Below are 11,909 nucleotides of genomic sequence, written 5' to 3' on the forward strand. Positions count from 1 at the left end.
CATCGTGAGCAGGGACTCCTCGCGCCCTCGGTTACCGAGCCCGGGCCGCCTCGGGCTGCTCGACGACCGGGCCGCGGACTGGCTCGACTACCTGGGGTGGACCGACGACGACGCGGTCCCGGTGCTGTGGTCGCTGTCCCGGGCTCCGGACCCGGACCTCGCCCTGGGAGCCCTGGTGCGGCTCCATGAATCACTCACCGCCGAGTCCCACGATGAGGGCACCTCCGCGCGCGCCGGGGGCGACGTCGCGGCGTTGGACGCCGCGCTGCGGTCCGATTCGCGGCTCCGGGCGCGGCTGCTGGGGCTGCTCGGATCCTCGAGCGCGTTGGGCGACCACCTCGTCGCCGAGCCCACTCGGTGGGCGCTGCTGCGCGGAGGACTGCCGACGTTCGAGGACGTTCTGGCCGACATGCTCGGGGTGGTCGAGGCCGTGCCCGAGCAGGCGGTGGAGGGCGCGCCGCCGCCGTCCCAGAGGGAGGACCTGCGCAGCGTCGGGACGTACCGCGCCGGGGTCACCGGCGGCGCCGCCGTCAGCGTGCTGCGCTCGACGTACCGCGACCACGTGGCGCTGCTCGCCGCGCACGACGTGGCCGGGTCGGTCGACGACGACGAGCCCGTCCTGCCGTTCACCGAGGTGGGCCGGCGCCTGTCCGACCTCGCGGACGCCGCGTTGACCGCCGCTCTCGCGGTCGCGGTGGCCACCGTCCACCCGGACTCGCCGATGCCGGCGCGGTTGGGCGTGGTGGCCATGGGCAAGGGCGGGGCGCGCGAACTCAATTACATCTCGGACGTCGACGTGATCTTCGTGGCCGAGCCGGCCGACGCCAGGACCGGTCGCGTGGCGGGGGAGCTGATGCGCATCGGGTCCATGGCCTTCTTCGAGGTCGACGCGGCGCTGCGCCCGGAGGGCAAGTCGGGCGAACTGGTGCGCACCCTCGAGTCCCACACGGCCTACTACAAGCGTTGGGCCAAGACGTGGGAGTTCCAGGCCCAGCTCAAGGCGCGCCCCATGACCGGCGACCTGGCCCTGGCGGAGGAGTACCACGACACCGTCCACCCGATGGTGTGGACCGCCGCCGAGCGGGACGACTTCGTGCACGACGTGCAGGCGATGCGCCGGCGCGTGGAGGAGAACGTGCCCGAGGCCCTGCGCGAGCGCGAACTCAAGCTCGGACGCGGGGGTCTGCGCGATGTCGAGTTCGCCGTGCAGCTGCTGCAGATGGTCCACGGCCGCACCGACGAGGACCTCCGCGTCACCAGCACCGTCGAGGCGCTCGGCGCGCTGCGCGACGGCGGGTACATCGCCCGCGAGGACGGCGCGGAACTGCTCGCCGCCTACGAGTTCCTCCGCCTGCTTGAGCACCGCCTGCAACTGCAGCGCTACAAGCGCACCCACCTGCTACCGGAGGACGACGACGAGGAGGCCTACCGCTGGCTGGCCCGCGCGGCGCACATCCGGCCGGACGGGCCCAACGACGCCGCGCAGGTGCTGCGGCAGAGTCTGCGCGAGCTGCGCCGCCGCGTTCGCCGCCTGCACTCCAAGCTGTTCTACCGCCCGCTACTGGACTCGATCGCCTCGTACGACGCCGAGGCGCTCTCGCTCAGCACGGAGGCGATGGAGCGTCAGCTGGCCGCCCTCGGCTTCGCGTCGCCCCGCAACGCGTTGGGCCACCTGCGGGCGTTGGCGGGGCAGAGCAGTCGCCGCGGCCGCATCCAGGCGCTGCTGCTGCCCACGTTCATGGAGTGGCTCGCGGACACCGCGGACCCGGACGCGGGACTGCTGGCCTACCGGCGACTGTGCGAGGAGAACGAGGAGATCACCTGGTTCCTGCGCACCCTGCGGGACGACAGCATCGTGGCCCGCCGCCTCGTCCGGGTGCTGGGGACCTCGGCGTTCGTCGCGGGCCTGCTCATGCGCAACCCCGAGGTGATCCCCGACCTCACCGACGGCGCGCAGGGCCCAGTGCTCGTGGCCTCCAAGGTCTCCGACATCGCCTCCGCGCTCACCGCCTCCGCCGCCCGGCACCCCACTCCCGAGCGGGTCATCGCCACGGCGCGGTCGCTTCGCCGCGCGGAGCTGGCCCGGATCGGGGCCGCCGACGTCCTGCAGATGATCTCGGTACCCGACGTCGGGCGGCGACTGTCGGCCGTGTGGCGGGCGGTGCTCGAGGCGTCCCTGGCCGCCGTGGTCCGCGACATGATGCCCGAGGGCGGTGTGCAGCCGGCCCGCCTCGCGTACATCGGGATGGGGCGGCTCGGCGGGGACGAGCTGTCCTACAGTTCGGACGCGGACGTGATGATCGTGTGCGACCCGGTCGAGGGCGCCAAGGAGGACGAGGCGGTCCGGTGGGCCACGCACGTGGCCGAGCGGGTGGGCAAGCTGCTGGCCTCGCCGTCGTCGGATCCCCCGCTGGACCTGGACGCCGACCTACGCCCGGAGGGCCGCAACGGCCCACTCGTGCGCACCCTGGCCTCCTACCGTGCCTACTACGCCAAGTGGGCCGAGACGTGGGAGTTGCAGGCGCTGCTGCGGGCCTCGTTCGCCGCCGGGGACCGCGAGCTCGGGCTGGATTTCCTCCACATGATCGACGAGTTCCGTTACCCGGAGCAGGGCGTGCCCCCGAAGGTCGTGCAGCAGATCCGCCGGATGAAGGCGCGGATCGACTCGGAGCGCCTGCCGCGTGGCGCGGATCCGGCCACCCACACCAAACTCGGCCGCGGTGGCCTGGCCGACGTGGAGTGGAGCGCCCAGTTGTTGACGATGCAGCACGCCGCCAGGGTGCCCGGGCTGCACACGACGTCGACCCTCGAGGCGCTCGACGCCGCCGCCTCGGCCGAGTTGCTGCCGGAGTCCGAGCGCGACGCACTGGTCGACTCGTGGCTCATGGCCGCCCACGCCCGCAACGCGTTGGTCCTGGCGCGCGGCAAGGCGGTCGACCAACTGCCGGGTCAGGGCTCGATCCTGGCGGCGGTGGCGATGATCTGCACCGGTTCGGCCGACGGCGCGGGGTTCCTCAACGAGTACCTGCGCGTGACCCGTCTCGGTCGCAAGGCGGTCGATCACGTGTTCTGGGGCGAGGACTGACGCCGGCCCCGGGGGTGGGCCAGGGCCGGGACCAGGGTCGTCCCTGATGCGGCAGGTGCTCCCACGCCGATAACCTGGGTCCATGCCTGTGACCATGAACCTCACCCTCACCCTCGACGGCGTGACCTACGGCGAGCTGTACGAGTTCGTCGACGCCGTCCGCGCCGCCGGGGTGCCGGCCGACGAGCGGGTCCGCTGCCTCGGTTCCGACGACAAGGGCGACCGCTTCGAGGTGGACCTCGGCCCGGACCGCCGTCGGGCGGGATCGGCCCGTGCGGCCTCCGGCGCGCTGGTGGGCCACCCGGTGGAAGGTCCCGCCGCGCCCGGGGCTGCGTCGTCGTCCTCACCGACCGTGGCGTCGGTCGCCGAGACGGTGCGCTCGATGGTGCGTAACGGCGACGACCTGGACCGCGTGATCGCCGCGCTGGGGGACCTGCGCAAGTTCCTGCGTTGAGCCCTCGCCGCCCGGTCGCCCGGGCCGTCGCCGTCCTCGCCGCGCTCGTCGCCGGCGCGGGTGTGGCGCTACACCACTCCCGCTCGGAGATCCCGGCCGTACCGGTGCTCGCGAGCTTCGCGGTCGCCGCCTGGGCGTTCTCCCTGGTGGCCCTGATCGCGGCACTGCGTGCGCGGTCGGTGCTGCTCGGGATCATCGCCGTCGTGTTGGTGGGTGCCGGGGTGGTCCAGTACGGGCCCCTCGTGGCACCGCCACGCCAGATCGACGACGACGAGGGCATCCCGATGCGGGTGATGGTGCAGAACCTCGAGTTCGGCCGAGCCGCCCCACACGACGTGGTCCGGGCAGTCCGCACCGGCGGGGTCGATCTGCTCATGACCGTGGAGACGACCCCGGAGGCGGCGGACGCGCTGCGCACGGCGGGTCTCACGGGGCTGCTGCCGCACGAGGCCGCCTCGACCGCTCCCACGACGCAGGGGGTCGCGGTGTGGTCGCGGTTCCCGCTCTCCCCGCCCGAGCGGGTCCCGGGCTTCAGCCTCGGGCTGGTACGCACCGAGATGGCGGGGCCGGGCGGCCCGGTGACGGTGGTGGCCGCGCACCCGGTCGCCCCGGTGTTCGACGCCCCCGCCGCCGTGGAGGAGGCCGATCGCCTGCGCTGGTACCTCGGCAGCCTTCCCGGACCCGCGCCGGTGGTGGTGGGCGGGGATTTCAACGCCACCTGGGATCACGTACGGTTCCGTGACCTGAGGGGCCTCGGGTACACCGACTCCGTCTCCGGCGGGAGTGACGGCTGGGTGCCCACCTGGCCGGCGGGTCGACGGATCCCCCCGCTCATCGGGATCGACCACGTGCTGGCCCGCGGAGCGGTCGCGGTGGGGGACACGGACACCGTGGAGGTGGCCAGGACGGACCATCGCGGCGTGATCGCGACGGTGCTTCTGCCCGCGCCGCGGGCGCGGTGACCTAGCATGCGCACCATGAGTTCACGCATCCGCCTGATCGCCAGCGGCGTCACCTCGGCCGCGGCGGTGGCCCTCCTCGCGGGGTGCGGCGGGGCGACGGTGGACGGTCAGGCCCCGGAGGTGTCCTCGGACCCGGCCGCGTCGGCCGCCTCGTCGTCGCCGTTCGCCGAGGAGCGGCCGGAGAAGCCCACCGGTCCCGTCCCGCCCCCTCCGCCGCAGTCACCGGCTCCGGAGCCGATGCCGGGGGAGCCCGAGCCACTGCCTCCGCCCGAGGACGCGCCCGCACCCGCTCCGGAACCCGCTCCCGCGGAGACCGCGCCACCGGCTCCGGGTGCGGGGGACTTCGTCGCCCTGCTCGAGCGGCGGGGTGTCGTCCTGCCCGAGGGCGTGGACCCGGTCGCCACGGCCACCGAGGCCTGCGGCCGGTTCGACGGCGGGCAGCAGATGGACGAGGTCTCCGGATGGCTGGGTGAGCGGGCCCGCCTCGACGCGGATGGCCAGGGTTTCTTCCTCGGCGCCGCGGTGGGGACCTACTGCCCGGGGAACTTCCCCAAGCTCGGCTGAGGCACGCCGGGCCGGGTCACGCCCGGCGGGCGAGTGCTCGGCCGTGTCACGCCCTGCGCGGCCGGGTCACATCCGGCCGTACCGGGCCCGCCCGATCGAGTAGAGGCCGTACAGGGCGATCCCTGCCCCGGTGAGCACCAGCAGTACCTGACCGAAGGGTTGCTCGCCGACCGCCCGCAGTGCGGCGTCCAGCCCGCCCGCCTTCTCCGGATCCGCGGTCACGACGGCCGCGATCACCAGGCCCCCGAGGATCGCCAAGGCGATGCCCTTGGCGACATACCCCACCCGGCCCGTGATGATCATGGCCCGGCCGACCTCCCCGGACCCGGTGCGGTCGAGGTCCTCGACGAACTTCGTGGTGGCCCCCTTGTAGACGTGGTAGCCGCCCACCGCGAGGATGGCGATCCCGGCGACGACCAGGGCCATCTTCCCCACCCCGGAGCCGAGCAGCCCGGCCGTGGCGCCGGAGGCGGTCGCGGAATCGGACCCCCCGCCCCCGGAGGCGAACCGCGCGGTGGTCAGTCCCAGGACCACGTACACGGCCGCCTTGGCCGCGGCCTTGATCCGGTCAGAGGTCTCCTCGGACCCGAGGAACAGCTCGGTGATCTGCCACAGACCCAGCGCGAGGAAGCCCACGGCGCCGACCCATAGCATGACCTGACCGCCCGGTGCGCTCGCGATCTCCGCCAGCGCACCCGAGTTGGACGCCTCGCCGCCGCCCGACCCGAGTGCGATCCTGACGGCGATCCAGCCGATGAGCAGATGGAGCACGCCGTTCATGACGTATCCGGCGCGGGCCAGCCACTCGAGCGCGGGATGGTCGGCGGCGGAGCGCGCGGCGCCGGAGAGGGTGGCAGAACGTATCGGGGAGTTCATGGGTGAACTCTCCCACGTCGCCGCGGATTCACCACTCGAACCCTGTCACCACTCGATCTCGCCGAGGACCTCGTTGCGACGGCGCAGTTCCGCCAACCGCAGTTCGGCCGCGCGGTGCTCCTCCATCCGCATCCGCGCCTGTTCGGCGAGGGCGTCGGCCTCGACCTCGGCGAGCAGGAGCTGGAGTCGGTCCTTCTGCTCACGGAGCGTCTCCACCGAGGTGTCCATGGCGATGAGCTTCCGGGAACCGGCCACGGCGTGGAGGAAGGGGTTGCGCTCGAGGATCAGGCGCGCCTCCTCGGGGGCCAGCACCCTCGACAGTTTGAGCAGGACCGGATAGCCCTGCCCCTGTCCCTGCCGGTCGGTCTCGGGGTCGTGTCCGGGATCCAGTGCTGCGGCGACGACCTTGAGCGGCCGGGCCCGGGGCGAGGAACTCCGGAAGTCGAACTCGTCGGTGTCCATGTGGTCCGGCTCCTTCCCGGCGTCCTGCCCGGCAGTGGCTGCTTACCTGCCACCACCGTAGGCGTACCGGCCGGGACGGCCGGGCGGTTCAGGGTTTTTGCGCTCCGGAGGGGCTCAGCAGCTGTAGCGGGGTGTGCGGGACGACCGCGTCCCGGCGGTGTGCCCGCCCGGCGCCGATACACTCGAGCTGTGACTACCGGCAATGAAGGCGCAACCGACCTCGACTACCTGCTCCGCCAGATGGCAGAGGGCATCGAGCAGGCTCCCGTGAACTTCCCGATCACCCTGGTGATCAACGGGAACACCTGGGAAGGGAACCTCACCACCGAGGGTGAGTTCATGCGGATCCAGGCGGCCACCTTCGACGCGCTGACGGGTGATGAGAAGTCCGAGCAGGTGGCTGATGCCCAGGCCAGTGCATTCCGGCAGATCGGCATCACGAAGTACGAGGAGGCACTGGACGGGGAGGACAGGGTGGCCTCGTTCATCCACGTCACGGACGCCTGGCAGAGGGGAGAGACTGCTCCGATCCCGGTCATGCGCGTCCGGATCTCGTCGGTGGATGCGTGGACCTTCGGCCACGCGAGTAGCTAGAAAGACGCCGCCCGCCCGGCCATCGAGGTGATGACCGCGCGGGCGGCGCCCGGCACTACGACCGAAGTCGATGCCCGCCCCGGCCTGCGCGGGGGCAGGTCAGGGCGGGCATGAGAGTCAGCAGTCGTAGTAGAGCTCGAACTCGTGCGGGTGCGGACGGAGGTTCACCGGGGCGATCTCCTTCTCGCGCTTGTACGAGATCCAGTTCTCGATGAGGTCCTCGGTGAACACGCCACCCTCGGTGAGGTACTCGTGGTCCTGCTCGAGACGGTCGATGACGGCGGGCAGCGAGGTGGGCGCCTGCGGGATGTCGGCGGCCTCCTCCGGCGGGAGCTCGTAGAGGTCCTTGTCGACCGGGGCCATCGGCTCGATCTTGTTCTTCACACCGTCGATGCCGGCCATCATCATCGCGGCGAAGGCGAAGTACGGGTTGCCGGACGAGTCGGGGCAGCGGAACTCGATGCGCTTGGCCTTGGGGTTGTTGCCGGTGATCGGGATCCGGACACACGCCGAGCGGTTGCGCTGCGAGTACACAAGGTTGATCGGGGCCTCGTAGCCCGGGACGAGCCGGTGGTACGAGTTGATCGTGGGGTTGGTGAATGCCAGCAGCGACGGCGCGTGGTGCAGGATGCCGCCGATGTAGTAGCGGGCGATGTCGGACAGCCCCGCGTAGCCGGACTCGTCGTGGAACAGCGGCTTGCCGTCCTTCCACAGCGACTGGTGGGCGTGCATGCCCGAGCCGTTGTCGCCGAAGAGGGGCTTGGGCATGAACGTGGCCGACTTGCCATTCTTCCAGGCGGTGTTCTTGACGATGTACTTGAACAGCTGGACGTCGTCCGCGGCGTGCAGCAGGGTGTTGAACTTGTAGTTGATCTCCTGCTGGGCGCCGGCCACCTCGTGGTGCAGACGCTCGAGCTCGAAACCGGCGTTGGTGAGATTGGTCGACATCTCGTCGCGCAGGTCGACGAAGTGGTCGTACGGGGCGACCGGGAAGTACCCGCCCTTCTCGCGGACCTTGTAGCCGAGGTTGGCCGAACCGTCGGCCTCCTGGGAGGCACCGGTGTTCCAGTGGCCGGCGCTGGAGTCGACCTCGTAGAAGCCGTGGTTCGTGCCGGAGCCGTAGCGGACGGAGTCGAAGACGAAGAACTCGGCCTCGGCCCCGAAGAAGCACGTGTCAGCGATGCCGGTGGAGAGCAGGTACTCCTCGGCCTTGCGGGCGACGTTGCGCGGGTCGCGGCTGTAGGCCTCACGGGTGAAGGGGTCGTGGACGAAGCAGCTGATGTTGAGCGTCTTGGCCCTGCGGAAGGGGTCGAGACGGGCCGTCGCGACATCCGGCAGGAGCATCATGTCGGACTCGTGGATCGACTGGAACCCCCGGATGGAGGAGCCGTCGAAGGCCAGGCCGTCCTCGAACATGTCCTCGTCGAACGCCGCTGCGGCGATCGTGAAGTGCTGCTCGTTACCCGGCAGGTCGGTGAACCGGATGTCGACGTACTCGACGCCCTCGTCCTTGACGTACTTGATGACCTCGTCCGGCGTGGAGAATGCCACGATTCGCTCCTCGTCTCTGAAGTGCGACGGGAAACCGGTGTCTCCCGTCGTGCGGTGACCTCACGATATGGGCGAGGTGTTGCCCGGCCGTCAAGCGAATGTTTCGCTGGTGTTACGTCACCGGCCGGGTGGGTCCCTCCCAATAGGGTCAGTTTAGTCACCCGAAGCGGGGTATCGCCGACATGGGGATCGGCAGGTCGCCCGGCTACCCTGGGCAGTATGCGTGACGTTGCGGGATCATGGTTGTCCGGCCCCACCTCCGGCAGTGGGCCGGAGCAGAAGTACAAGGGTGAGAATCTCGGTCTCCCGGCGTCCGGCGCGGGCTCGATCGCCCCGTTGGGCGTTCGTGTCGGCGCGCTGGCGGTGGACTGGTTCCTCGCCTACGGGCTGGTCGCCGTCATCGTGATGCTGCTCGGCCCGGAGACGCTGGGGGGCGACTCGTTCTCCGCCGTCTCCAGCTGGGCCGTGCCACTGCTGTGGGGCGTGAGCGGCGTGGTCTGCGTGTGGCTGTTCGCCCAGACGCCGGGGCAGGCGCTGGTCGGCATCGGCACGGCACGGGTCGACGCCGAGGAGCGGGTGGGTTTCGTCCGTGCGCTGGTGCGCGTGGTGTTCATCTTCTTCCTGCTGCCCCCGCTCATCCAGGACGAGGACGGACGCGGCATGCACGACCGCGCCACCGGCACCACTCTGATCCGTACCCGTTGATCCGTACCCGCTGACGAGACGACGCCCGCCGCCCGGGACGGGCGGCGGGCGTCGTGATCCCGGTGGCTGCGACAGCCTGACGGCGGACGGCTCAGCCGCGGCGGCGGGCGCTGCGCTGGATGTTGCGCACCTTCGCGCCCTGGGGGACCGGGCCCTTGGGCATCTGGTTCTGAATGCCGGTCTTGGTGCTCAGCGCGCGGAGCCGGGTGTCGAGGGCGTCGACCTTCGCCCGGCTGATGTTCATCGGGTATCGGGTGAGCCGGCGGTTCAGCTTGCGCAGTGGCACCTGCTCGGGGGTCGCGTCCTGCTCCTCGCCGACGATCAACTCGTAGATCGGGGTGTCGCCGACGACCCGGGCGACCTTCTTCTTCTCCTGTGCCATGAGCGGCTTGAGCCGGCGCGGCTCGCCCTCGCCCACGATCACGATCCCGCACCGGCCGACCACGCGGTGGACCGCGTCGAAACTCGTCGTGGCGGCGACGGCCTGGTTGACCCGCCACCCGGACCGCAACTGGTCCAGGGCCCACGCGGCCGCGCCCGGCTGCCCCTCGGCCTTGCCGTACACCGTGTTCTGCACGCGGCGCGAGAAGATCACCATCGCGAGCATGAGGCCGGTAAGCACACCGAGGGGGAGCATCCACCACTCGCCGCCCCACAGCATGCCGAGGAGGAAGAACACGACCGTCGACAGGACGACCGCGCCGATCATCAGCGGCCACAGGAGCTTGTCCTGCTTGGACTGGATCTTCAGCGCCTGCCACATCTGGCCGCGCTGTTCCTTGCCCGCCTGCCGCCGGACGGCCCGGGCCGCCTTCTTGTCCGCCTTGGTGAGCTCGCTCTTCGCCATGGTCATCAGGATACGTGCCCGCCACCGCGGTCCGGGAACCGCGGCTGACCCGAGGGGTGCCCCGCCCCGGCCGACTGTGGGCGGGTCAGACGCGGGCGCGCTCGCGGTCCAGGACGCTCGAGGCCTCCTGGGACGCCGAACCTCCTGTCGTCAGCTGCTGCAGGTGCTCCGGAACCGCCTGCCCGCGGTGCTCCAGCGCCTGGACGTAGAGGCGGCCGGCTCGGTACGACGAGCGGACGAGCGGTCCGGCCATGACGCCGGCGAAACCGATCTCACGGGCCTGATCGGACAGCTCGACGAACTCCTCGGGCTTGACCCAGCGGTCGATCGGGTGGTGCAGCGGGCTGGGCCGGAGGTACTGCGTGATGGTGAGGATGTCGCAGCCGGCGGAGTGCAGGTCGCGCATCGCGTCGACGATCTCGTCGGTGGTCTCGCCCATCCCCAGGATGAGGTTGGACTTGGTGACGAGGCCGAAGTCGCGCGCGGCGCGGATCACGTCGAGGGAGCGGTCGAACCGGAACGCCGGGCGGATCCGCTTGAAGATCCGCGGCACGGTCTCGAGGTTGTGCGCCAGCACCTCGGGACGCGACTCGAACACCTCGGCCAGCTGGTCCGGGTCCCCGTTGAAATCGGGGATGAGGTTCTCGACCCCCGTGTTGGGGTTGAGCTCGTGGATCTTGCGGACGGTCTCCGCGTAGAGCCAGGCCCCGCCGTCCTCCAGGTCGTCGCGCGCGACGCCCGTGATGGTGGAGTAGCGCAGACCCATCTCGCGCACGGACACGGCCACGCGCCGCGGCTCGTCACGATCGAGGGCGCTGGGTTTGCCGGTGTCGATCTGGCAGAAGTCGCAGCGGCGGGTGCACTGCTCGCCGCCGATGAGGAACGTGGCCTCCCGGTCCTCCCAACACTCGTAGATGTTGGGGCAGCCGGCCTCCTCGCACACCGTGTGCAGGCCACCGGTCTTGACCAGCGTCTTGAGTTCCTTGTACTCGGGACCCATGGTGGCCCTCGTACGGATCCACGACGGCTTGCGCTCGATCGGCGTCTCGGCGTTGCGGGCCTCGATACGGAGGAGCTTGCGGCCTTCAGGAGTCACAGTCACGGCCGCAAGCCTACGCGCGAATCACGCTACGGGCAGTCGGCCGTCCAGCGCCTCCACCATGTCGGAGGTGACCTGGTCGAGAACCTCCGACACCGGCACCACGCGACCGAGTTCGGCGCTGAGCGACGTGACCCCGGCGTCGACGATCCCGCAGGGGACGATCCGCGAGAACGCGGTCAGATCGCAGTCGCAGTTGAGGGAGAACCCGTGCATCGTCACGCCCCGCTGGACACGGATCCCGATGGCGGCGATCTTGCGCTCGGGCCTGCCGTCCGAGGCCGCACACCACACCCCGGAGCGCCCGTCGACGCGCCCGGCCTCCACGCCGAGCCGCGCGCAGGTGGAGATGAGGGCCTGCTCGACACGGCGGACGTACTCGACCACGTCGATGGGGTCGGTCAGCGCGACGATCGGGTACCCCACCAGTTGGCCGGGTCCGTGCCAGGTGATCCGGCCGCCGCGGTCCACGTCGACGACCGGGGTCCCGTCGGTGGGACGGTCGGACGGCTCCGTGCGTTTGCCGGCGGTGTAGGTGGCGGGGTGCTCCAGGAGGAGGATCGTGTCGCCCCGCTGCCCGTCGGCGCGCTCCTCGGCGAGGGCACGTTGGAGCTCCCAGGTGGGGCTGTACTCGACGGTGCCGAGCCGACGGATCTCCGGGGGCGCCGGGTCACGGCGGAGGGACTGACCGGTGTGCGACATGTCCCCAG

The 11,909-nt window shown here is 71.1% G+C and carries 12 protein-coding genes; 6 read left to right on the forward strand and 6 right to left on the reverse strand.

What is annotated here, in order from left to right:
* The first annotated feature begins 1 nt into the window (after position 1).
* The 4 genes from J1M64_RS12025 (at position 2) to J1M64_RS12040 (ending at position 5,065) form a co-directional block, all read left to right on the forward strand.
* The gene (locus tag J1M64_RS12025; RefSeq protein WP_206474333.1) at positions 2–3,085 is read left to right on the forward strand and encodes a bifunctional [glutamine synthetase] adenylyltransferase/[glutamine synthetase]-adenylyl-L-tyrosine phosphorylase; all 3,084 of its coding nucleotides are present in this window, start codon (positions 2–4) and stop codon (positions 3,083–3,085) included.
* Between the two features lie 82 nt (positions 3,086–3,167).
* The gene (locus J1M64_RS12030) at positions 3,168–3,539 is read left to right on the forward strand and encodes a hypothetical protein (protein WP_240341431.1); all 372 of its coding nucleotides are present in this window, start codon (positions 3,168–3,170) and stop codon (positions 3,537–3,539) included.
* Positions 3,536–4,501, forward strand: coding sequence for an endonuclease/exonuclease/phosphatase family protein (locus tag J1M64_RS12035; protein WP_067714192.1), 966 nt, complete (start codon positions 3,536–3,538; stop codon positions 4,499–4,501). Before J1M64_RS12030 ends, J1M64_RS12035 begins: the two co-directional genes overlap by 4 nt.
* A 15-nt stretch (positions 4,502–4,516) precedes the next feature.
* Positions 4,517–5,065, forward strand: coding sequence for a DUF732 domain-containing protein (locus J1M64_RS12040; RefSeq protein ID WP_082923796.1), 549 nt, complete (start codon positions 4,517–4,519; stop codon positions 5,063–5,065).
* A gap of 66 nt (positions 5,066–5,131) precedes the next feature.
* On the opposite strand, the gene J1M64_RS12045 is transcribed toward J1M64_RS12040, so the two are convergent.
* Positions 5,132–5,941 carry a DUF1206 domain-containing protein gene (locus J1M64_RS12045; RefSeq protein WP_206474281.1) on the reverse strand — a complete coding sequence of 270 codons (810 nt, stop codon included), beginning with the start codon at positions 5,939–5,941 and terminating at the stop codon, positions 5,132–5,134.
* 45 nt (positions 5,942–5,986) lie between these two features.
* The gene (locus J1M64_RS12050; protein ID WP_067714187.1) at positions 5,987–6,403 is read right to left on the reverse strand and encodes a hypothetical protein; all 417 of its coding nucleotides are present in this window, start codon (positions 6,401–6,403) and stop codon (positions 5,987–5,989) included.
* A gap of 189 nt (positions 6,404–6,592) precedes the next feature.
* Between J1M64_RS12050 and J1M64_RS12055 the strand changes: the two genes are divergently transcribed.
* Positions 6,593–6,997 (forward strand): hypothetical protein, encoded by a 405-nt coding sequence (locus tag J1M64_RS12055; protein WP_206474282.1) that lies wholly within the window; start codon positions 6,593–6,595, stop codon positions 6,995–6,997.
* A 117-nt stretch (positions 6,998–7,114) separates the two neighbouring features.
* Here J1M64_RS12055 and glnA read toward each other — a convergent pair whose 3' ends face one another.
* Positions 7,115–8,548, reverse strand: a complete 1,434-nt coding sequence (gene glnA, locus J1M64_RS12060) for a type I glutamate--ammonia ligase (RefSeq protein ID WP_067714185.1) — start codon at positions 8,546–8,548, stop codon at positions 7,115–7,117.
* A 219-nt stretch (positions 8,549–8,767) separates the two neighbouring features.
* Here glnA and J1M64_RS12065 point away from each other — a divergent pair, with 219 nt between their 5' ends.
* Positions 8,768–9,253 (forward strand): RDD family protein, encoded by a 486-nt coding sequence (locus J1M64_RS12065; protein WP_069389424.1) that lies wholly within the window; start codon positions 8,768–8,770, stop codon positions 9,251–9,253.
* Positions 9,254–9,344: 91 nt separating this feature from the next.
* Here the strand turns inward: J1M64_RS12065 and J1M64_RS12070 are convergent, their stop codons facing one another.
* From J1M64_RS12070 to lipB, 3 genes are all read right to left on the reverse strand, one after another.
* The gene (locus J1M64_RS12070; RefSeq protein WP_159148444.1) at positions 9,345–10,100 is read right to left on the reverse strand and encodes a DUF4191 domain-containing protein; all 756 of its coding nucleotides are present in this window, start codon (positions 10,098–10,100) and stop codon (positions 9,345–9,347) included.
* A gap of 85 nt (positions 10,101–10,185) precedes the next feature.
* On the reverse strand, positions 10,186–11,202 hold the full coding sequence (lipA, locus tag J1M64_RS12075) for a lipoyl synthase (protein ID WP_206474283.1): 1,017 nt from the start codon (positions 11,200–11,202) through the stop codon (positions 10,186–10,188).
* Positions 11,203–11,223: 21 nt separating this feature from the next.
* Positions 11,224–11,901: a lipoyl(octanoyl) transferase LipB gene (lipB, locus tag J1M64_RS12080; protein WP_067714178.1), complete on the reverse strand. Its 678-nt coding sequence runs from the start codon at positions 11,899–11,901 to the stop codon at positions 11,224–11,226.
* Positions 11,902–11,909 lie beyond the last annotated feature (8 nt).

The sequence above is a fragment of the Dietzia sp. KRD202 genome (genome assembly GCF_017168155.1).
Lineage (GTDB): Bacteria > Actinomycetota > Actinomycetes > Mycobacteriales > Mycobacteriaceae > Dietzia > Dietzia kunjamensis.

What these genes read in the sequence shown, in the direction of transcription:
- J1M64_RS12040 (WP_082923796.1), top strand. Translation starts at nt 4,517, where the DNA reads ATGAGTTCACGCATCCGCCTGATCGCCAGCGGCGTCACCTCGGCCGCG.
- J1M64_RS12050 (WP_067714187.1), bottom strand. Translation starts at nt 6,403, where the DNA reads ATGGACACCGACGAGTTCGACTTCCGGAGTTCCTCGCCCCGGGCCCGG.
- J1M64_RS12070 (WP_159148444.1), bottom strand. Translation starts at nt 10,100, where the DNA reads ATGGCGAAGAGCGAGCTCACCAAGGCGGACAAGAAGGCGGCCCGGGCC.
- J1M64_RS12065 (WP_069389424.1), top strand. Translation starts at nt 8,768, where the DNA reads ATGCGTGACGTTGCGGGATCATGGTTGTCCGGCCCCACCTCCGGCAGT.
- J1M64_RS12030 (WP_240341431.1), top strand. Translation starts at nt 3,168, where the DNA reads ATGCCTGTGACCATGAACCTCACCCTCACCCTCGACGGCGTGACCTAC.
- J1M64_RS12045 (WP_206474281.1), bottom strand. Translation starts at nt 5,941, where the DNA reads ATGAACTCCCCGATACGTTCTGCCACCCTCTCCGGCGCCGCGCGCTCC.
- lipB (WP_067714178.1), bottom strand. Translation starts at nt 11,901, where the DNA reads ATGTCGCACACCGGTCAGTCCCTCCGCCGTGACCCGGCGCCCCCGGAG.